Source organism: Mycobacterium sp. IEC1808 (assembly GCF_002101935.1).
Lineage (GTDB): Bacteria > Actinomycetota > Actinomycetes > Mycobacteriales > Mycobacteriaceae > Mycobacterium.
Map to the genome: position 1 here is coordinate 14,755 of NZ_LQPV01000024.1, position 20,515 is coordinate 35,269.

Here is a 20,515-nt window from a genome sequence, read left to right on the forward strand (position 1 = left end):
CGATCAAGTGGCGCATTTCCAGTTCAGGACGAGACCGGCAACCGTGGAGATCATCGTGGCACCAGGCGATAGCGGAAGCAGTGGCTGCCGCTTCGAGGCGCCCGGTCCGCGCGCGTCCACCGGCTGCGCATTGAAGGCCGCATGAGCACCGAAAGCCAACGGCCACCCTTCTTCGCGCGGATGATCCGCCGGATTTCGCTCGTCGTCATCCTGGCGTGGGTGGCCTTGACGGCGCTTGTGACGTTCGGGGTGCCTCCCTTGGAGCGGGTCGGCGAAGAGCACTCCGTACCCCTGGCACCGCAGGATGCACCCTCGGTGCAGGCCATGACGAGCATGGGCAAGGCCTTCAAGGAGTCCGATTCGGACAGCTTCGCGATGATCGTGCTGGAGGGGAAGCAGCCGCTCGGGAACGACGCGCGCACGTACTACCGGGAACTGGTCCGCGAGTTGAGAAACGACCCCCGGCACGTCGAGCACGTGCAGGACCTGTGGGGAGATCGCCTCACGGCGACGGGCGTGGAAAGTGCCGACGGCAAGGCCGCGTACGTGCAGCTGAACCTGGCCGGCAATCAGGGCACCACCCTGGCGCAGGAATCCGTGACCGCGGTCCGCCAGATCATCAAGCAGACGCCGCCCCCGCCCGGTGTCGAGGCCCATCTCACCGGCCCGGCGGCGCTCATCCCGGACATGGTGCGCAGTGGCAACGACTCGCTGCTGAAGATGACCCTGATAGCCGGGGGGATCATCTTCGTGGTCCTGCTGCTGGTCTACCGGTCGGTCACCACCGTGATCCTGGTGGTGATCGGGGTGGGCGTCGAAGTGGGCACCGCCCGAGGGATCATCGCGTTCCTCGGCGATCACAACATGGTTGTGCTCTCGACGTTCGCTATCAACCTGCTGGTGACGCTGTCGATGGCGGCCGGGACCGACTACGGGATCTTCTTCTTCGGTCGTTATCAGGAGGCCCGTCAGGCCGGCGAGGATCCCGAAACCGCGTACTACACCACCTACCGCGGCGTCGCTCCCGTCGTCCTGGGTTCCGGTTTGACGATCGCCGGCGCGATGCTGTGCCTGAGCTTCACCCGGATGCCCATCTTCCAGACCATCGGCGTGCCCTGCGCGGTGGGCATGCTCGTCGCGGTCGCCGTCGCGGTCACGCTGGTCCCGGCGGTTCTGACCACCGGGAGCCGGTTCGGGCTGTGTGACCCCAAGCGCAGGCTCGCGCAAAAACGATGGCGGGGGTTCGGCACCGCGATTGTCCGCTGGCCCGCGCCCATCCTCGTCACGACGTTGGCGGTCGCCCTGGTCGGCCTGGTGACCCTTCCGGGCTACAAAACAAGCTACGACGACCGGCCATATCTGCCCAAAGACCTTCCCGCTAATTTGGGGTTTGCGGCCGCCGACCGCCATTTCTCGCAATCGCGAATGTTGCCGGACATTCTGATGATCGAAGCCGACCACGACATGCGCAATCCGGCGGACTTTTTGGTGCTGCACAAGATAGCCAAGGCGATATTCCGCGTTCCCGGGATTTCTCGGGTGCAGGGCATTACCAGGCCCGAGGGAACGCCGATCGAACACACCTCCATACCGTTCCTGATCAGCCTCCAAAATTCGTCCATGATGCAAAACATGCAATTCATGAAGGCCCGCATGAACGACATGCTCACCGAGGCCGACTCGCTTGCCAAACAGATCGCAATATTGAAGCACCTGTACGAATTGCAGAAGCAGCTCACCGCCGTCGCCCATGAAACGGTCGGCGTGGCGAAAGAGATGGAATCCATCGTGGACGAGCTGGAAGGCCACGTGGCGGATTTCGACGACTTCTTCAGGCCGATTCGGAGCTACTTCTATTGGGAGAAGCACTGCTACGACATCCCCATCTGCTTTGCGTTGAGGTCGATATTTCAGCTGTTCGACAGCGTCGATGCGCTCAGCGACAGATTGCACATGGTCGTCAAGGATGCGGAGAAGGCGGACGAGCTGGCGGCACAGCTGCTCCTGCTGACGCCGCCACTGATCGCGATCGCGGAAGCCACGCGCGTGACGCTGTTGACGAACCACAGCACCACGTCCGGGCTGTTCGGTCAGCTGGACGAAGCGAGCCGGAACGCGACCACCATGGGGCAGGCGTTCGACGCCGCCAAGAATGACGACTCCTTCTTCCTGCCCCCCGATGTCTTCCAAAACGCCGACTTCCAGCGCGCGATGAGTTCCTTCGTGTCCCCGGACGGGAAGGCGGCCCGGTTCATCATTTCGCACCGTGGCGATCCCGCGACGCCCGAGGGCATAGCGCGAATCAATCCGATCAGGACGGCGGCCGAAGAGGCGCTCAAGACGACTCCGCTGCAGAGCGCCAAGATTTCGATTGCCGGCGCCGCGGCGACCTACAAGGACTTCGACGACGGTTCGAAATACGACCTGTGGATCGCGCTCGTCGGTGCGCTCTGCCTCATCTTCGTCATCATGCTGGCGCTGACGCGAAGTTTTGTGGCCGCCCTGGTGATCGTGGGGACGGTGGTGCTTTCACTGGGCGCATCGTTCGGGCTGTCGGTTTTGGTGTGGCAGTACGTTCTGGGCATCAAATTGCACTGGATGGTGCTGCCGATGTCGGTGATCGTCCTGTTGGCGGTGGGATCCGACTACAACCTGCTTCTGGTCGCCCGAATGAAAGAGGAAATAGCCGCCGGGATAAACACCGGCATCATCCGCGCCATGGGCGGCACCGGAAAGGTCGTGACGAACGCCGGCCTGGTGTTCGCCTTCACCATGGCCTCGATGATATTCAGCGATTTGCTCGTCATCGGCCAGCTCGGCACCACTATCGGCCTGGGCCTGTTGTTCGACACCTTGGTCGTGCGTTCGTTCATGACACCGTCGATCGCAGCGCTGCTCGGAAGGTGGTTCTGGTGGCCCCAGACGGTCCGCCCGCGCCCGGCCAGCTACATGCTTCGCTCCGAGGGCCCACGCGCGCTGGTGCGGTCGCTGCTGCTGCATGAGGAGCGCAGCGACGACGACCCGGCCACGGTCGAACTCCCCCGGCTCACGGTCTAGGCCGAAGGCAACAGCGCGGGAAAACTACGGAATCGGGATCGGTGCGCCGGTAAGGAATTTGGCCAAGGTTTGCTCCAAGGCGATCAATCCGGCCAGCGTCAAATACGTCAAAACCAGTCCCTCATATGCGATATAGACCGGTAGCTCGAAGAAGCTCAAGAAGAATTTCAAAACGCCCGTCGTGCTGTTATAGAGGCTGTTAAAGGCTGCGAGGAACCCGCTCGGCGCGTCGATGAGCTGTTGAATGATCGAGCTCGAATCGGCGGACACGGACGCGGCATTGACGGCCTCGGCGGCCGCATAGGCGCCCCCACCCGCCGTCAACTGCTGCGCGAACTGCTGACCGAACGCCGACGCCTTCCCGACCAGCCCCTGGAAGCTCTGGGCGGCCTGGGAGAACACTTGGGCGACGGCCGCCGACACCTCGTCGGCAGCCGCCGGTATCACCCCGACGGTCGGGGCCGCCGCCGCCAGGTGTGCCGCGCGGAGCGTCGAACCGATACCAGCCACATCCGCCGCTGCTGCCGCCATCAACTCCGGCGACGCGATCACATACGACATATCTATCCTCCAGCCGGTCACCAACGGACCCAGCGGCAAAGCACGAAGGATGACTGGGTCACGCCCGTCACGGAGATTACACACAAGTACAACGGCGCGCGGGCGCTTCCGGGAATCGCGATCAACAAAACTTGGCGGCGCCGCATACCCGCTGCTAGACGGCTTTCGAACATGGTGCGCGCAGGCCGAAAAGCATGCGGTCCTCCGGGTCGTTGCGCTCCTACCGGGACGCGCGGTTGGAGCCGCCCCGGAAACCGTCCCGGTTGGCTTCGATCAGCCACAACTTCATCGTCGGCGGTCGGGCCCACGCTGGCGGGACGGCGGCGCCGTCGCGCCCGGCCGTGCGCGTCAGAATCTCAGCTGGCGTCGCGCAACATCGGCTGCGCCGTCGAGGTCAACTCGACAACCACGGTCGCCTCAGCAAACAGGTCGACGGCGTCGGCGATGGTGCGGTCGACGAAGGAAGCGAACTCCTCGAACGAGATGCTGTCCTGGATCCACCGGGACCTGCGGGCCACGAGGCCGACGCGTTGCGGGTCCGAGCAACTGTGCACGATCGCGGTGACTTTGCGGTTCTGCTTGTTCCACGTGTCAGCTAACCGGGTGAGCCAGGGGCGGTCAGCGGCGCGGAAGGAGCCCGCCGGAGCGATCCCGATGATCAACATGTCGCCGAACGACCGTGAGATCTCGAGGTGGATGTGCAGCCGCCTGGCATCGGCATTGGCGACACAGAAGTATTCGCCGTCGTGCTCGCCCTTGAGGAACTGCAGGCCGCAGGTGCGTACGTAGCGGTCGATCAACTTGGCGCAGAGCGACTGACTCATCATGAGCTAGATCCTGCGGCCTGCGACTTTGAGGACCCTTTGAGCCGAGCTAACCGGCTTCGAAGAATCTACTGAGAATTCGCTGAGTGACCGCGACCGGTTGAGCCCACCACCCGCGCAACCTCGACCATCGCCGACGTGATCTGCGCGATCTCCTCGCCGGAGCTCACGTACGGCGGCATCGCGTAGATCAGGTTGCGGAACGGGCGCAGCCACACGCCGTGGTCCAGCGCCGCCGGGGTGGCGACGGCCAGGTCGACCGGCCGGTCGCATTCGATGACTCCGATGGCGCCGCACACCCGCACGTCGGCCACGCCGGGCAGCTCCCGGGCCGGTCGCAGTCCGTCCACCAGGCCCGCGGATATCTCCCCCACCGTGGATCGCCAGTCCTGGGCGAGCAGCAGCTCGACGCTGGCCACCGACACCGCGCAGGCCAGCGGATTGGCCATGAACGTGGGCCCGTGCATCAGCGCGCCGGCCTCCCCCGAGCTGATGGTGTGCGCAATGTCGGTGCTGCACAGGGTGGCGGCCAGACTGAGGTACCCGCCGGTCAGCGCCTTGCCCACGCACATGATGTCCGGGCTCACCCCGGCGTGGTCGGCGGCGAACAGCTCGCCGGTGCGCCCGAAGCCGGTCGCGATCTCGTCGAAGATCAGCAGCACGTCGTGCCGTCGGCACATTTCCCGAAGATCGGTCAGGTAGCGCGGATCGTGGAAGCGCATCCCACCCGCACCCTGTACCACCGGCTCGACGACGACGGCCGCCAGTTCGTCGGCGTGCTCGGCAAGCTGTGCCTCGAACGCCGCACTGTAGGCGGCGTCGTAGTCGCGGGGTACCTGGGGCGCGAAGACCTGTCGCGCCAGGATGTCGGTCCACAGCGAGTGCATGCCGCCGTCGGGGTCGCAGATGCTCATCGGGGTGAAGGTGTCGCCGTGGTAGCCGCCCCGCCAGGTCATCAGCCGGTGCTTGGCGGGCCGGCCGCGGCTGCGCCAGTATTGCAGCGCCATCTTGACCGCCACCTCAACCGACACCGACCCCGAGTCGCTGAAGAACACCGTCTCCAACCCCGCCGGCGTGATCTCCACCAGCAGCCGCGCCAGCCGGGCCGCGGGCTCGTGGGTCAGCCCGCCGAACATAACGTGGTTCATTGTGGCCAGCTGCGCGGCGAGCGCGGCGTCCAGGTCCGGGTGGCCGTGCCCGTGGATCGCGGTCCACCAGGAGCTCATCGCGTCGAGCGCCTCGACCGGCTCGCCGTCGCGGATCAGCGTCAGCCGGGTGCCCCGGGCGGCGACGGCCACGACGGGCGCCATCGCCTCCCTGCCGATGGTGCTGTATGGATGCCACAGGTGCGCCGCGTCGATCGCGCTGATCTCCTCGGGCGTCAGCCCGGCCCTCGCCGCAGGCATAGAGATCGAGCGTAGAGGCAGCCGGTTCGCACAATTCGCGGCCATCGGGGACCATCTATGGCCATGGCTTCGCCGCATCAGACCGACGGCCCCAACCCGGGTGACCACATCGCCGCCCCGCCGGCGCCCGAGCGCCCCGACCAGCGCGACCACGAGCCGCCCCGGGTGCTTCGCCTGCGGATCGCGGCCTGGGACGTCATCTGCACGGTCACGCTGCTGGTGCTGCTCCTGGTCCTCGCCACGGCGACGGACTGGCCGGCGCGGCTCTTCGGCTACCTCGGGAAGGTCTGCCAGGGCGAGGACTGCGGACCGGTTCCGTTCGGGATCGACTACTACATCCACCCGGTTGTGTGGGGCGGCATCGGCGCGGCGATCGCCGCGGCCGCAATCGGCCCGTTCGTTTCCCTCCTGAAGGGCTGGTACATGTCCTTCTGGCCGGTCCTGTCGCTCGTCCTGCTCATGGTCGCCTCGGCGGCCGGCTTCATCCTGACCACCTTCAGCGAGCGCTACTGGCTCTGAGCCGGGCGCGCGGTCTTCACCCAGATCGACGGCAACGTCGAAAAAATGCGAGTGGGTGTCGCGCTGACGTCGGTTTCAGCGAGTCCGGCGCAGGCGCGCGACTGAGACCCAAATCACAACGGGGCGCACGCGATTGGGGCGGCCAGTCACCGTCCGGTCACGTTACGACAAATAATCCTTTCCGAAGCTCACCAGGCGTTTTCCGCCAGCCACTTCTGTTGTAAAAGTGTCTGTAGTGACTGGTGTGAATTCGGTAGGCCGGCCGGGTTCATCGCCAAGCGTCATGCAGCGGCGTCGGGCCCCGACGGGGAGGCCCAAGCCGCCTGCACTAGCGGCCGCCGCGCGAAGTCACCGCGACGGAGGCCCAGGACCCAAGAAGGTGGGAACCCCATGAAACGCATCTCCGCTTTCGCGATCGGTCTCGCGATGCTGGTGGCCCCGTTGGCCACCGCCAGCATCGCGACGGCCGACCCCGGCACCCGGTCGATGGACTACCAGCAGGCCGCCGACATCGTCGTCATGCGCGGTCTTTCGCAACGCGGCGTGCCGTTTTCCTGGGCCGGCGGCGGCGTCACCGGCCCCACCCGCGGCAAGGGCACCGGCGCCATGACCGTCGGTTTCGACGCCTCGGGCCTGATGCAGTACGCCTACGCCGGCGCGGGGATCAAGCTGCCGCGTTCCTCCGGTGAGATGTACCGGCTGGGCCAGAAGGTGCTGCCGCAGCAGGCGCAACGCGGCGACCTGATCTTCTACGGCCCCGAGGGCACCCAGAGCGTCGCGATGTATCTCGGCAACAACCAGATGCTCGAGGTGGGCGACGTGGTCCAGGTGTCACCGGTGCGCGCCAACGGCATGACGCCCTACCTGGTCCGGGTTCTCGGGGTCCAGCAGACGCCGTTCCAGCAGGCGCCGCTGCAACAGGTGCCCGCCCAACAGGCGCCGGTGCAGCAGGTCCCGACGCAACAAGCGCCGGTGCAGCAGGTCCCGACGCAACAAGCACCGCTGCAGCAGGTCCCGACCCAGCAGGCCCCCCTGCAGCAGGCGCCGGTCCAGCAGGCGCCGGTGCAGCAGCTGCCCCTGCTGCAGCAGCCGCAGCAGGCGCCGGTGCAGCAGTCGCCCTACGGCATCACGCGGTAGCCCTCAGCCGGGGCCGTTTCGCGCCGCCGAACACCCGCCACTTGCTCCCCTGAACAGGCTCGCCGGAAGGCCGGCCGCCAGGAGCGGGTGGCGGTTTTCGGTTAAGTTGGCGGTTGACCATGCAGACCCTGTCGCCGCCTCGTCCACCGGTTGCCGCCGCACCGGTGCCGGCGCGTGCGGTCGGGTTCTACCGCTACGACCTCGACGGGCTGCGCGGCATCGCGATCGCGCTCGTCGCCGTGTTCCACGTCTGGTTCGGGCGGGTCTCCGGCGGCGTGGACGTTTTTCTGGCGTTGTCCGGGTTCTTCTTCGGCGGGAAGATCCTGCGCGCCGCGCTCAACCCCGATGTCCCGCTGTCGCCGGTTTCCGAGGTGACCCGGCTGATCCGCCGCCTGCTGCCCGCCCTGGTGGTGGTCCTGGCCGGCTGCGGGCTGCTGACCGTCCTGGTGCAACCCGAAACCCGCTGGGAGACGTTCGCCGACCAGAGCCTGGCCAGCCTCGGCTATTACCAGAACTGGGAGCTGGCCAACTCGGCGGCGGACTACCTGCGCGCGGGTGAGGCCGTCACCCCGCTGCAGCACATCTGGTCGATGTCGGTGCAGGGCCAGTTCTACATCGCCTTCCTGCTGCTGGTCGCCGGCTGCGCATTTCTGCTGCGCCGCCCGCTCGGCCCGCACCTACGGACGGGGTTCCTGCTGCTGCTCGGCGCGCTGACGGTGGCCTCGTTCGTCTACGCCGCCGTCGCCCATCAGGACAACCAGGCGCTGGCCTACTACAACAGCTTCGCGCGGGCCTGGGAATTGCTGCTGGGCGCGCTCGTCGGCGCCGTGGTGCCCTACGTCCGCTGGCCGATGTGGCTGCGCACCGCCCTCGCCACGGCCGCGCTGGCGGCGATCGTGTCGTGCGGCGCCCTCATCGACGGCGTCAAGGAATTCCCCGGCCCCTGGGCGCTGGTGCCGGTCGGGGCCACCATGCTGATGATCCTGGCCGGGGCGAACCTACCGGCCGGCGCCCATAACCGGATGCCGCTGCCCAACCGGATCCTGGCGGCGGGACCGCTGGTGGCGCTGGGTGCGATGGCCTACTCGCTGTACCTGTGGCACTGGCCGCTCCTCATCTTCTGGCTGTCCTACAGCGGCCACCGGCACGCCAGCCTCGTCGACGGTGCGGCGGTGCTGCTGGTGTCCGGGGCGCTGGCCTACCTGACCACCCGCCTCGTCGAGGACCCGCTGCGTTACCGGACATCCAGCGCGTCCCCGCCGCCCGAGCCGAGGATCCCCCCGGTCCCCTGGTCGCTGCGCCTACGCAGGCCGACGATGGCGCTGGGATCGATGGTGGTGCTGCTCGCCGTCACGCTCACCGCGACGTCGTTCACCTGGCGTCAGCACGTCACGGTGTTGCGCGCCGCGGGCAAGGAGCTCAGCGTCCTCAACCCGCAGGACTACCCGGGCGCGCGCGCCCTCACCGAGCACGCGCGGGTCCCGGCGCTGCCGATGCGGCCCAGCGTGCTGGAGGTCAAGGAAGACCTGCCGATCTCGACCCGGGACGGCTGCATCAGCGACTTCGTCAACCCCGCGCTGGTCAACTGCACCTACGGCGACGTCGAGGCCACCCGCAGCATCGCCCTGGCCGGCGGGTCGCACGCGGAGCACTGGCTGCCCGCGCTGGACCTGCTGGGCCAGCTGCACCACTTCAAGGTGGTCACCTACCTGAAGATGGGCTGCCCGTTGTCCACCGAGGAAGTCCCGCTGATCATGGGCAACAACGCCCCGTACATGCAGTGTCGGGAGTGGGTCCAGCGGACGATGACCAAGCTGGTCACCGACCGTCCCGACTACGTGTTCACCACGACGACCCGCCCGTGGAACATCAAGGCCGGCGACGTGATGCCGGCGACCTACATCGGCATCTGGCAAACGTTGTCGGACAACAACATTCCGATCCTCGGCATGCGGGACACCCCGTGGCTGGTCAAGAACGGCAAGCCGTTCGACCCCGCGGACTGCCTGGCCAAGAAGGGCGGCAGCCCCGATTCGTGCGCGGTCAAGCGCTCCGACGTGCTGGGCGATCGCAACCAGACGCTCGACTTCGTCACACAATTCCCGTTGCTGAAGGTCCTCGACATGTCGGACGCGATCTGCCGCGCCGACGTCTGCCGCCCCGTCGAGGGAAACGTGCTGATCTACCACGGCGCGCACCACCTGTCACCCACCTACGTGCGGACGATGACCAACGAGCTGGGCCGCCAGATCGGGGCCGGCACCGGTTGGTGGTGACAGGCCGCCGCGCCCGGGCGCGGATAAGGTCAGATGATGCCTACGAACAAACCAGGCTCGGACGAAGGCGCCGCCGTCGCACATGATGCCGGCATGGCCCAGCCCCGACTGGCCACCGTTTGGCCGGGAAATCCTTACCCGCTCGGCGCCTCCTATGACGGGGCGGGCACGAACTTTTCGCTGTTCTCCGAGATCGCCGACAAGGTCGAGCTGTGCCTGATCGACGGCGACGGCAGCGAGTCGCGCATCCCGCTGGACGAGGTCGACGGGTTCGTCTGGCACGCCTATCTGCCGAACATCGTCCCGGGCCAGCGCTATGGCTTTCGGGTGTACGGGCCCTTCGACCCGACGGCCGGGCACCGGTGTGACCCCAGCAAGCTGCTGTTGGACCCGTACGGCAAGGCCTTTCACGGCGATTTCCAATTCGGGCAGGCGCTGTTCTCCTACGACCTCAAGGCCGTCGACCCCGACGGCCCGAACGCCGACGGGCTCGATCCCGGTACTCCGCCCATGGTGGATTCGCTCGGCCACACCATGACCAGCGTGGTGAGCAACCCGTTCTTCGACTGGGGCTCCGACCGGGCCCCGCTCACCCCGTACCACGAGACCGTCATCTACGAGGCCCATGTCAAGGGCATGACGCAGACCCATCCCGGCATCCCCGAGCAGCTTCGGGGCACCTACGCCGGGCTGGCCCACCCGGTGGTCATCGACCACCTCAAGTCGCTCAACATCACCGCGATCGAGCTGATGCCCGTTCATCAGTTCATGCACGACTCGCGACTTCTGGACCTGGGGCTGCGAAACTACTGGGGCTACAACACCTTTGGCTTTTTCGCCCCGCACAACCAATACGCGGCCAACCGCACCGCCAGCGTCGCCGAGTTCAAATCCATGGTGCGCAGCTTCCACGAGGCCGGCATCGAGGTCATCCTCGACGTGGTGTACAACCACACCGCCGAGGGCAATCACCTCGGCCCCACGATCAACTTCCGCGGCATCGACAACGCGGCCTACTACCGGCTCGTCGACACGGACCTGCGGTTGTACAAGGATTACACGGGCACCGGAAACAGCCTGAACCCCCGACACCCGCACGTGCTGCAGCTGATCATGGACTCGCTGCGCTACTGGGTGCTCGAGATGCACGTCGACGGGTTCCGCTTCGACCTGGCCGCCACGCTGGCCCGCGAGCTGCACGACGTCGACCGGCTGAGCGCGTTTTTCGACCTGGTGCAGCAGGATCCCGTCATCAGCCAGGTCAAATTGATCGCCGAGCCGTGGGACATCGGCGAGGGCGGCTACCAGGTCGGAAACTTCCCGGGTTTGTGGACCGAGTGGAACGGGAAGTATCGCGATACTGTGCGCGACTACTGGCGGGGGGAGCCCGCGACCCTGGGCGAGTTCGCCTCCCGGCTGACCGGGTCGTCGGACCTCTATGAGGCGACCGGCCGGCGCCCCAGCGCCAGCATCAACTTCGTCACAGCGCACGACGGGTTCACGCTGAACGACCTGGTGTCCTACAACGAGAAGCACAACATGGCCAACGGCGAGGACAACCGCGACGGCGAAAGCCACAACCGGTCGTGGAACTGCGGTGTCGAGGGCCCCACCGACGACCCCGACATCGTGGAGCTGCGCGGCCGCCAGATGCGCAACTTCTGGGCGACGCTGCTGGTCAGCCAGGGCACCCCGATGATCGCGCACGGCGACGAGATCGGGCGCACCCAGGACGGCAACAACAACGTCTACTGCCAGGACTCCGAATTGTCCTGGATGGACTGGTCATTGGTCGAAAAGAACGCCGACCTGCTGGCCTTCGCGCGCAAGGTGACCACCCTGCGCAAGAACCATCCGGTGTTTCGCCGGCGCCGGTTCTTCGAGGGCGAACCGATCCGAAGCGGCGACGAGGTGCGCGACATCGCCTGGCTGAATCCGAGCAGTCGCGAGATGACGCACGAGGACTGGGGCGAGAGCATTCACAAGTGCGTCGCGGTGTTCCTCAACGGCGAGGCCATCACCGCACCGAATGCCCGCGGCGAGCGGGTGGTCGACGACTCGTTCCTGTTGTGCTTCAACGCCGGCGAAGACCCGATCGAGTTCGTGATGCCGCCCGAGGACTACGCCCAGGAGTGGACCGTGGAACTGGACACCAATCATCCCGCCGGTGAGGCGGACCAGGTGGTCAACGCCGAGGAGAAGGTCTCGCTGCCCTCACGTTCGCTGCTGATCCTTCGTAAGACCTTGTGACGCATGGCTTTTCCCGTCCTGTCCACCTACCGGCTGCAGTTGCGTGGTGAGTCCAGCGGGTTCGGGTTCACCTTCGCCGACGCCGAGAACCTGCTGGATTACCTCGACGAACTCGGCGTGACCCATCTCTACCTCTCCCCGGTGCTGACCGCCGCCCGGGGGTCGAACCACGGCTACGACGTCACCGATCCCACCACGGTCGCACCGGAGCTGGGCGGCGCCGACGGCCTGGCCCGGCTGTCCGCGGCGGCCCGGTCGCGCGGCATGGGCCTGATCGTCGACATCGTGCCCAACCACGTCGGCATCGACGACCCCGAGCAGAACGCGTGGTGGTGGGACGTGCTGCGGCACGGCCGGGGCTCGCAGTACGCGGCGTTCTTCGACATCGACTGGGACCTCGACGACGACGGCCGAATTGTGCTGCCGATACTGGGTTCCGACGACGACGCGGCCGACCTGAAGGTCGACGGCGACCGGCTGCGGCTCGGCGATCTGGCGCTGCCCATCGCCCCGGGCACCGCGGAGGGCAGCGGCCCGCAGGTTCACGACCGCCAGCACTACCGGTTGGTGGGCTGGCGCAACGGGGTCACCGGCTACCGGCGCTTCTTCTCGATCACCTCGCTGGCCGGGCTGCGGCAAGAGGACCGCGAGGTGTTCGACGCCAGCCACGCCGAGGTCGCCCGCTGGTTCGAGGAGGGGCTCGTCGACGGCGTGCGCATCGACCACCCGGACGGATTGTCCGATCCCTGCGGGTATTTGGCCCGACTGCGCGAGCTGCTCGGGCCCGACGCGTGGATCGTCATCGAGAAGATCCTCGCCGTCGACGAGGCCCTGGAGCCGACGCTGCCGGTCGCCGGCACCACCGGCTACGACGTGCTCCGGCAGGTGGGCGGCGTCTTCGTCGACCCGGCAGGTGAGGAGGCGCTCACCGCGCTCGTCGACTCGGCGGGTGTGGATTACGAGGCCATGCCGGCGCTGCTCGCCGAGCTGAAGGTTCGCGCCGCCACCCAGACCCTGGGCAGCGAGCTGGCGCGGCTGCGACGGGCGGTCGCGGCGACGGCGGGCACCGATCATCCGCTGCTGCCCGACGCGATCGCCGCGCTGCTCACCCACATCGGCGTCTACCGCAGCGACTACCCCGGCCTGGCCGCGCTGCTGCCCACGGCGTTGGCCGAAACCCAGGCCCAATCACCGCAATTGGGGCCTGCGCTGCAGGTGCTGGCGGCGGCGCTGGCCGAGGGCGGCGAGCCCGCGACCCGGCTGCAGCAGCTCTGCGGTGCGGTGACCGCCAAGGCCGTCGAGGACTGCCTGTTCTACCGCGACGCCCGGCTGGTCTCGCTCAACGAGGTGGGCGGCGAACCGCACCGCTTCGGCGTCGGCCTGGCGGAGTTTCACCAGAGCGCCGCCGACCGAGCCCGGTTGTGGCCGCACACGATGACGACGCTGACCACCCATGACACCAAGCGCGGCGAGGACGTGCGGGCCCGCATCGGCGTGCTGTCGCAGGTGCCGTCGCTGTGGACCGAGTTCCTGGCCCGCTGGGAGGTCCAGGCGCCCTCGCCCGATCCCGCGACCGGACAGTTCCTGTGGCAGAACATCTTCGGGGTGTGGTCGGTCAGCGGCCAGGTGACCGGGGAACTGCGCGCCCGGCTGCACGCCTACGCCGAGAAGGCCATCCGGGAGGCGGCCTGGCACACCTCGTGGAACGACCCGGACACCGCCTTCGAGGATGCGGTGCACCGCTGGCTGGACACTATCCTCGACGGCCCGGTGGCCGGTCAGCTGACCGAGCTTGTGGCCCAACTCAATCCGCACGCCGCAAGCGACGCGCTCGGCCAGAAGCTGCTCGCGCTCACCGTGCCCGGGACACCGGACGTCTACCAGGGCAGCGAGCTGTGGGACGACAGCCTGGTCGACCCCGACAACCGGCGCGCCGTCGACTATGCCGCCCGCCGCGCCGCCCTGAAAGACCTGCAGCATCCGAAGATTCGCGTCGTCGCCACGGCGCTTCGGGTCCGCCGTGGCCGCCCGGAGACGTTCCTGCGGGGGGTCCATCGGCCGGTGCTCGCCGAAGGCGATGCCGCCGAACACGTGGTGGCGTTTCGCCGCGGCGACGACGTTCTGGTCGCGGTGACCCGCTGGACCGTCCGGCTGGCCGAAATGGGCTGGGGCAACACCGTGGTGCCGCTGCCCGAGGGCACCTGGACCGACGCCCTGTCCGGCGCCGTGGCCAGCGGGGCGACGTCGGCCGCCCAGTTGTTCTCGGACCTGCCCGTCGTCCTGTTGGAACGCCGGCATGACTGAATTCCGGGTCTGGGCGCCCAAACCCGCGCGGGTGCGCCTCGACGTCAACGGAGCCGTGCACCCGATGACACGGTCCGACGACGGCTGGTGGCACGCGGACGTCGATGCGTCGCCGGGGGCGCGATACGGGTACCTGCTCGACGACGACCCCACGGTGCTGCCCGACCCCCGCTCGCCCCGCCAGCCCGACGGGGTGCACGCCCGCTCGCGGCTGTGGGACGCCGCCGACGCCGCCTGGACCGACGACGGCTGGGCCGGCCGGTCGGTCGAAGGGGCGGTGATCTACGAGATGCACGTCGGCACGTTCACCGCCGGCGGCACCTTCGATTCGGCCATCGAAAAGCTGGGCTACTTGGTTGATCTCGGGGTCGACTTCGTCGAGCTGATGCCGGTCAACTCCTTCGCCGGCACCCACGGCTGGGGGTACGACGGGGTGCTGTGGTACAGCGTGCACGAACCCTACGGCGGACCCGACGGCCTGGTCCGGTTCGTCGACGCCTGCCACGCGCGCGGGCTGGGGGTGCTGATCGACGCGGTGTTCAACCATCTCGGCCCGTCGGGGAACTACCTGCCGCGCTTCGGCCCCTACCTGTCGTCGGCGAGCAACCCGTGGGGCGAGGGCATCAACATCGCCGACGCGGACTCCGACGAGGTGCGCCGCTACATCATCGGCTGCGCGCTGCGCTGGATGCGCGATTTCCACGCCGACGGCCTGCGGCTCGACGCCGTGCACGCGCTGGTGGACACCACGGCCATCCATATCCTCGAGGAACTCGCGGCCGAAACCGACTTGCTGTCAAGCCAACTGGGCCGCCCGTTGTCGCTCGTCGCCGAAAGCGACCTCAACGACCCGCGGTTGATCACCTCGCGCGATCGGAACGGCTACGGGCTGACCGCGCAGTGGGCCGACGACATCCATCACGCCATCCACACCGCCGTGTCCGGCGAGCGGCAGGGCTACTACGCCGATTTCGGTTCGCTCGCCACCCTGGCGGAGACGTTGCGGCGCGGCTACTTCCACGCCGGCACTTACTCGTCGTTCCGGCGCCGCCGCCACGGGCGACCGCTGGACACCGCGACCATCCCGGCCACCCGGCTGGTCACCTACACCTGTACGCATGATCAGGTCGGCAACCGGGCGCTCGGCGATCGCCCCTCGCAGAACCTGAGCCCCGGCCAGCTGGCGGTCAAGGCCGCGCTGGTCCTCGGATCGCCCTACACCGCAATGCTTTTCATGGGTGAGGAATGGGGGGCGTCGACACCGTTCCAATTCTTCAGCTCGCATCCCGAACCGGAGCTGGCGCGGGCCACGGCCGAGGGACGCAAGGCCGAGTTCGCCGAACACGGCTGGAACGCCGACGACATCCCCGATCCGCAGGACACTGAGACATTTCGACGCTCCAAGCTGGATTGGGGGGAGGTCGGAGCCGGTGAGCACGCCCGCCTGCTCGGCACCTATCGGGGCCTGATCGCGCTGCGGCGCGACGACGCCGACATGGCCGACCCGTGGCTGGAGCACCTGGTCGTCGAATACGACGAGGCCGAGCGCTGGATCACGCTGCACCGCGGCGGATTACGCATCGCCTGCAACCTGGGCGCCGAGCCGGTGACCGTGCCGGTGACCGGCGAGCTCGTGCTCGCCTGGGGCGAGCCGAAGGTCGACGCCGACAGTGCGAAGCTGCCCGCGCATTCGTTCGCCATCCTCTCGGTGCGCGAGCAGACATAAAAGCCCCCCCCCAAAAAAAACTGGCATGTAATGGGGGCTTTTGCGACTGCTCGCCGACTCAAAACAGCGTGCCGCAGTAAGGCACCCGCCGGGTGTTGAAGGCGGCATCCAGGTCGCCCAGCGCACCGTCGCGCAGTTCGGTGATGCGGCTCGCCCGGTGCAGTTCCCAGGGGCGATGAGCGCCCATGTAAATCGATGCCAGGTCGCCCAGTCCGAGTTTCACGTCGGCCGGCCCGTCGTGCGGCGTGCACGTCCCGACGCCGTCGCGGGTCTGGAGCCGGAATCGCCCTCCGGCCACCGCCAGCGGATCCGTGACTTCCAGGACCACATCGGCGTCGGCCCAGTAGGTGCGGGCGCCGAGCGCGTCGGGCACGTTCATGATCCGCATCCACAGGAAGTCGCTCACCCGCGTCGTTTGGGCGGCAAGCTGGTCCTTCAGCTTGAGTGGCAGCGGATCGTCGACCGGCACCTCGATGATGATGTCGTCGAACATCTTCAGGCTCACCAGCGTCCCGAGCAGCTCGTCGTGCGCTTCATCGGTGACGGCGCAGAAGTCTTGGACGACGAGGGTGCCGAAAGGGCGGCGATACGCGTGCGGCGAGGCTCCGATCACCCGGTACGTCAGGAAGCCGTCCGGATGAACCACGAAATTGAGGGTCGATCCGTTGTCCCGCTGCGTGGGCCGGTCCTCCAAAAAGTCGGCCCACCAGGCAGCGTCGCGGCTCAGCGCCCCGGGCGTGCCGGCACACCACCGGTCGTAGACCGCGGCCAGGTGCTCCCCCACCCCGGACGCGTCGACCACCCGCGCCCGATTTTCAACCGGTTTGGTCCGCAACTCGGTGAAGCGTGGCTCGATGTTGTACGTCCGTGCGTGGCTGGCCACTCCAGCACCCAATATCTCGTAAACCGTTGGCTGGGTGGGAACCCCGCAGAGGATGGGATAGCCACGCTCCTGCAGTATGCCGAAGCCCTGGATGCTGATCTGCTGCCAGATGCCCCTGCCCTGATGCGTCGCCGCCACCGCGATCATGGCCAACCACGCGGCCTCGAGGCTGGCGCCGCCGGGCACCGTGAGCCGCAACCTGTAGTACAGCGACGTCCCCACCAGCAGTGGCCGCTGCGGATCGGAGACGTCCTCGGCGACCAGGATGTCGTCACACCGGACCCGGCGCCGCCACGCCTCGACGTCGGCCGGGTCGACCGAAACTCCGTACGCCTGAGCCTGATTGGCGTAGACCGCCGGCAATTCGTCGTCGGTCGCGAATCTTATCCTGATGTCGTCGTTCGAGGTGTTCACCGCTGTATCGGTACCCATGCCTTGCCCTCGGAAACGTGGCCCAGTCCACAGCGCGGGTACAGTGGGGAAGTATCCCTTAAATGGCCTAAGTAACGACTGCGTGGAAAGAGGTTGGCGGATGACCCGTACCGAAAACGACTCCTGGGATCTGGCGTCCAGCGTCGGCGCGACCGCGACGGCCGTCGCCGCATCGCGCGCCATGGCGTCCCAGGGCCCGGATCCGCTGCTCGACGACCCGTGGGCGGACCCGCTGGTGCGGGCGGTCGGCATCGACACCTTCGTCAAGCTGATCGACGGCGAGATCGGGCCCGCGGAGGACGATCCGGTGCTGAGCCGCCGGACCATGAAAGAGCAGATCGCCGTGCGCACCCGCTTCTTCGACGACTTCTTCACCCAGGCGACCGGCTCGGGCATCAGGCAGGCCGTCATCCTGGCGTCCGGCCTGGACACCCGGGCCTACCGGCTGAACTGGCCGGCCGACACGGTGGTCTACGAGATCGACCAACCCGCGGTCATCGACTTCAAGACGCGCACCCTGGCGGGCCTGGGCGCCGAACCGGCCGCGCAGCGCCGCACCGTCGCCATTGACCTGCGCGACGACTGGCCGGCGGCGCTGGTGGCGGCCGGGCTGGACACCGCGCGGCCGACGGCGTGGAGCGCCGAGGGCCTGCTCCCCTACCTGCCGCCCGACGCCCAGGACCGCCTGTTCGACAACGTCGCCGCGCTCTCGGCGCCGGGCAGCCGGATCGCGACCGAGCACCTGGACATGCGCAACGTCCCCTCGGACTGGGCGCAACGGCTGACCGAGCGGTCGCGCCGCATCGGCTCCAACATCAACCTGGCCGAGTTGTTCTACACCGGCGAGCGCAACACCGCCGCGGAATACCTCGCCGGGCACGGTTGGCGGGTGGACATCCGCACCACCGAACAGTGCTACGCCGCCAACGGGTTCGAGTTGCCCAACGACGAGCTGAGCCCCTTCGGCCGCAATTCGGGCTACCTGACGGCGACCCTGGCCTAGGGCCCGCCGCGCCAATGCTCGATGCGGTGATGATCCGGCGTGAACCCGTGGTCGACGCCCCACAGCACCGCCTGGGTGCGGCTGGCGACGCCTAGCTTGCGGTAGATCGTGCGAATGTAGGACTTCACGGTGTTGGGGCTCAGGTAGGTCAACCGCGCGACGTCGGCATTGCTCTTTCCCTGGGTGATCAGCGCCAGAATCTCCGCCTCCCGGTCGCTGAGCCCCTCGCCGCGGCCGGGCCAGTCCAGGCCGGGTGCGCTGCGGGCGCGCAAGGCCACGTCGCTGATCACCTCCTCGCCGGAATGCACGGCCTCCAGCGCGGCGACCAGCTCGCGCGCGGGCAGCGTCTTGGACAGGTACCCGTGCGCGCCCTGTCGCCGCGCGCTCTCGACGAGATCTGGATGAAAGTTCCAGGTGTAGACCACAACTCGGTGTGCCCGGGGATTGGCCACCAGGACGGCGATCTCCTCGTGGTCGGATTCCGGCTGGGCAAACGAGTCGTACAGGACGATGTCGACGGTGTCCTCGACGGGCATGGTGGAGTCGAGCTCCGCGATCACGACGCGGTCGCGGTAGGGCTCGAGCATGTTGGCCACGCCCTTGACGACGACGTCGTAGTCGTCGACGAGCGCAACCGTGATGGGCACGCCCCGAACATTACCTACCTAGGGGTGTATTGCTACCGCCCTTAGGGGTGGTCGACTGGACTCAGCGTCGGGGGAAACAGCCTTCATAAAGAGAGGTTTCGTCATGATCATTCTCGGCATCGTCCTGCTCGTCGCGGGGTTCCTGCTCAAGATTTCCATCCTGTGGACCATCGGAATCATCCTGCTGGTCATCGGCGCCATCCTGGCGATCGTCGGTCATACCGGACACGCCGTCGCCGGCCGCCGGCACTACTTTTAGCGAAACCTACGGGCAGGGTCCGCCGCGGAATCGCGTTTGCCCCGGCGGCGCCCGGGTTATTCGACATGAGTACGAGAGGAGCGCGAAATGCCCATCTGGCAATGGATTTTGATCGCTGCCTGTGTCGTCGTCGTGGTCGCCGTGGTGGTTGTCGCGGCGATCGTGGGGAACAGACGTCGGAAATCGCAGCGACTCAGGCAGCACTATGGCTCAGAATACGAGCGCCTGGTGTCGCAGGCCGGAGACAAACAGGCTGCCGAGAAGGAGCTGCTCGCCCGGGAACGAAAGCGAGAGAAACTCAACATCGTTCCCCTGAAGCCGGCGGCCCGATCGGATTTCAACGTCCGCTGGCAGCAGGTGCAGACCACGTTCGTCGACGATCCGGCGACGGCAGTCGGCGTCGCCGATCGTCTGGTAACGGAGGTCATGTGCGAACGGGGTTACCCGATCGATGATTTCGATCAGCGGGCGGCCGACATTTCGGTCGACCACCCGCAAATCGTCGACGACTACCGCGCCGCGCATGGCATTCACCTCGCGCAGCAGCGCGGTGATGTGAGCACCGAGCAGCAGCGGGAGGCCTTCGTCCACTACCGGGCGCTGTTTGAGAAGTTGCTCGGGGAGACAGCAGACAACGACACATCAAGGGAGAGAAGCGCATGACCACGCACGAGCACCCCACCGAGACGACTCGGACGTTCGACGAACCCGCTGGTGTTCCAACACCATCGGCGAGCCAGGGCTCGGCGTCGCCGGTGTCGAACGACCCGCCGACGGCTTCGACGCAACCGTCGCAACCGTCGACCGGCACGCCATCGGGGATGTCGGGCGGATCCCCGAATGTCGGCGCCGAGGCGGGACGCGGCGGCGAAACCGCCGCGGGCGTTGCCCACACATCCGAGGCGCAGCGTGAGTCCTCAGCGGAGGAAAGCCTCTTCGCCGATGACGAACTCGCGGACCTGCGGGCGCGGTGGGCGGGCGTGCAGGCGGCGTTCGTCGACGATCCCAGGGACTGCGTGCAGAAGGCCGACGTGCTCGTCTCGGATCTGGTCGACCAGCTCACCAGTGGCTTCGCGCATGCCCGCTCCAGGCTCGAAGAACAGTGGGCTCGCGGCGAGGAAGCTTCCACCGAAGACTTGCGGGTGGCGCTGATGCACTACCGAGAATTCTTTGAGCGGTTGCTCGCGGTCTGAGCGGGCGGTGCGCACTGCAATGTGACCTGTCGGCGCAG

At 67.4% G+C, this 20,515-nt stretch carries 16 protein-coding genes; 11 read left to right on the top strand and 5 right to left on the bottom strand.

Features of this window, described 5'->3' with window-relative positions:
• Positions 1-141 precede the first annotated feature (141 nt).
• Positions 142-3,057 (top strand): RND family transporter, encoded by a 2,916-nt coding sequence (locus AWB92_RS14955; RefSeq protein WP_085186637.1) that lies wholly within the window; start codon positions 142-144, stop codon positions 3,055-3,057.
• Between the two features lie 24 nt (positions 3,058-3,081).
• On the opposite strand, the gene AWB92_RS31075 is transcribed toward AWB92_RS14955, so the two are convergent.
• The 3 genes from AWB92_RS31075 to AWB92_RS14970 all read right to left on the bottom strand — a co-directional run bounded on the left by AWB92_RS31075 (position 3,082) and on the right by AWB92_RS14970 (position 5,848).
• A complete protein-coding gene (locus tag AWB92_RS31075; protein ID WP_277622294.1) occupies positions 3,082-3,657 on the bottom strand; it encodes a PE family protein in 576 nt (191 codons plus the stop codon).
• A 317-nt stretch (positions 3,658-3,974) separates the two neighbouring features.
• Positions 3,975-4,442, bottom strand: a complete 468-nt coding sequence (locus AWB92_RS14965; RefSeq protein WP_241523461.1) for a hypothetical protein — start codon at positions 4,440-4,442, stop codon at positions 3,975-3,977.
• Positions 4,443-4,510: 68 nt separating this feature from the next.
• Complete coding sequence (locus tag AWB92_RS14970) at positions 4,511-5,848, bottom strand: adenosylmethionine--8-amino-7-oxononanoate transaminase (RefSeq protein ID WP_085186643.1); 1,338 nt, start codon at positions 5,846-5,848, stop codon at positions 4,511-4,513.
• A gap of 63 nt (positions 5,849-5,911) precedes the next feature.
• Between AWB92_RS14970 and AWB92_RS14975 the strand changes: the two genes are divergently transcribed.
• From AWB92_RS14975 to treZ, 6 genes are all read left to right on the top strand, one after another.
• Positions 5,912-6,367 (top strand): hypothetical protein, encoded by a 456-nt coding sequence (locus AWB92_RS14975; RefSeq protein WP_085186645.1) that lies wholly within the window; start codon positions 5,912-5,914, stop codon positions 6,365-6,367.
• 390 nt (positions 6,368-6,757) lie between these two features.
• Entirely contained in the window at positions 6,758-7,504 is a 747-nt protein-coding gene (gene ripD / locus AWB92_RS14980) for an NlpC/P60 family peptidoglycan-binding protein RipD (protein ID WP_085186647.1), read from the top strand.
• Between the two features lie 119 nt (positions 7,505-7,623).
• The gene (locus AWB92_RS14985) at positions 7,624-9,780 is read left to right on the top strand and encodes an acyltransferase family protein (protein WP_085186649.1); all 2,157 of its coding nucleotides are present in this window, start codon (positions 7,624-7,626) and stop codon (positions 9,778-9,780) included.
• A gap of 93 nt (positions 9,781-9,873) precedes the next feature.
• Positions 9,874-12,030 carry a glycogen debranching protein GlgX gene (gene glgX, locus AWB92_RS14990; protein WP_142282107.1) on the top strand — a complete coding sequence of 719 codons (2,157 nt, stop codon included), beginning with the start codon at positions 9,874-9,876 and terminating at the stop codon, positions 12,028-12,030.
• A 3-nt stretch (positions 12,031-12,033) separates the two neighbouring features.
• Positions 12,034-14,334 (top strand): malto-oligosyltrehalose synthase, encoded by a 2,301-nt coding sequence (gene treY / locus AWB92_RS14995; RefSeq protein WP_085186650.1) that lies wholly within the window; start codon positions 12,034-12,036, stop codon positions 14,332-14,334.
• Positions 14,327-16,060, top strand: a complete 1,734-nt coding sequence (treZ, locus tag AWB92_RS15000) for a malto-oligosyltrehalose trehalohydrolase (RefSeq protein WP_085186652.1) — start codon at positions 14,327-14,329, stop codon at positions 16,058-16,060. The genes treY and treZ overlap by 8 nt, the downstream gene beginning before the upstream one ends.
• Positions 16,061-16,118: 58 nt before the next feature.
• Here the strand turns inward: treZ and AWB92_RS15005 are convergent, their stop codons facing one another.
• Positions 16,119-17,357: a GNAT family N-acetyltransferase gene (locus tag AWB92_RS15005; RefSeq protein ID WP_085186654.1), complete on the bottom strand. Its 1,239-nt coding sequence runs from the start codon at positions 17,355-17,357 to the stop codon at positions 16,119-16,121.
• Between the two features lie 118 nt (positions 17,358-17,475).
• On the opposite strand from AWB92_RS15005, the gene AWB92_RS15010 reads away from it, so the two are divergent.
• A complete protein-coding gene (locus AWB92_RS15010; protein WP_085186655.1) occupies positions 17,476-18,378 on the top strand; it encodes a class I SAM-dependent methyltransferase in 903 nt (300 codons plus the stop codon).
• On the opposite strand, the gene AWB92_RS15015 is transcribed toward AWB92_RS15010, so the two are convergent.
• Positions 18,375-19,025 carry a response regulator transcription factor gene (locus AWB92_RS15015; RefSeq protein WP_068184442.1) on the bottom strand — a complete coding sequence of 217 codons (651 nt, stop codon included), beginning with the start codon at positions 19,023-19,025 and terminating at the stop codon, positions 18,375-18,377. The two genes, AWB92_RS15010 and AWB92_RS15015, sit on opposite strands and share 4 nt — an antisense overlap.
• A gap of 103 nt (positions 19,026-19,128) precedes the next feature.
• On the opposite strand from AWB92_RS15015, the gene AWB92_RS30055 reads away from it, so the two are divergent.
• The 3 genes from AWB92_RS30055 to AWB92_RS15025 all read left to right on the top strand — a co-directional run bounded on the left by AWB92_RS30055 (position 19,129) and on the right by AWB92_RS15025 (position 20,477).
• On the top strand, positions 19,129-19,284 hold the full coding sequence (locus AWB92_RS30055) for a DUF6131 family protein (RefSeq protein WP_173817425.1): 156 nt from the start codon (positions 19,129-19,131) through the stop codon (positions 19,282-19,284).
• An 87-nt stretch (positions 19,285-19,371) separates the two neighbouring features.
• Positions 19,372-19,947, top strand: coding sequence for a hypothetical protein (locus AWB92_RS15020; protein WP_085186657.1), 576 nt, complete (start codon positions 19,372-19,374; stop codon positions 19,945-19,947).
• On the top strand, positions 19,944-20,477 hold the full coding sequence (locus AWB92_RS15025) for a hypothetical protein (protein WP_142282108.1): 534 nt from the start codon (positions 19,944-19,946) through the stop codon (positions 20,475-20,477). The genes AWB92_RS15020 and AWB92_RS15025 overlap by 4 nt, the downstream gene beginning before the upstream one ends.
• Positions 20,478-20,515 lie beyond the last annotated feature (38 nt).

Bases quoted from the DNA above. Each gene is read 5' to 3' on its own strand.
- AWB92_RS14955 (WP_085186637.1), top strand. From the start codon at position 142: ATGAGCACCGAAAGCCAACGGCCACCCTTCTTCGCGCGGATGATCCGC.
- AWB92_RS14965 (WP_241523461.1), bottom strand. From the start codon at position 4,442: ATGAGTCAGTCGCTCTGCGCCAAGTTGATCGACCGCTACGTACGCACC.
- AWB92_RS14970 (WP_085186643.1), bottom strand. From the start codon at position 5,848: ATGCCTGCGGCGAGGGCCGGGCTGACGCCCGAGGAGATCAGCGCGATC.
- AWB92_RS14975 (WP_085186645.1), top strand. From the start codon at position 5,912: ATGGCTTCGCCGCATCAGACCGACGGCCCCAACCCGGGTGACCACATC.
- ripD (WP_085186647.1), top strand. From the start codon at position 6,758: ATGAAACGCATCTCCGCTTTCGCGATCGGTCTCGCGATGCTGGTGGCC.
- AWB92_RS14985 (WP_085186649.1), top strand. From the start codon at position 7,624: ATGCAGACCCTGTCGCCGCCTCGTCCACCGGTTGCCGCCGCACCGGTG.
- glgX (WP_142282107.1), top strand. From the start codon at position 9,874: ATGGCCCAGCCCCGACTGGCCACCGTTTGGCCGGGAAATCCTTACCCG.
- treY (WP_085186650.1), top strand. From the start codon at position 12,034: ATGGCTTTTCCCGTCCTGTCCACCTACCGGCTGCAGTTGCGTGGTGAG.
- treZ (WP_085186652.1), top strand. From the start codon at position 14,327: ATGACTGAATTCCGGGTCTGGGCGCCCAAACCCGCGCGGGTGCGCCTC.
- AWB92_RS15010 (WP_085186655.1), top strand. From the start codon at position 17,476: ATGACCCGTACCGAAAACGACTCCTGGGATCTGGCGTCCAGCGTCGGC.
- AWB92_RS30055 (WP_173817425.1), top strand. From the start codon at position 19,129: ATGATCATTCTCGGCATCGTCCTGCTCGTCGCGGGGTTCCTGCTCAAG.
- AWB92_RS15020 (WP_085186657.1), top strand. From the start codon at position 19,372: ATGCCCATCTGGCAATGGATTTTGATCGCTGCCTGTGTCGTCGTCGTG.
- AWB92_RS15025 (WP_142282108.1), top strand. From the start codon at position 19,944: ATGACCACGCACGAGCACCCCACCGAGACGACTCGGACGTTCGACGAA.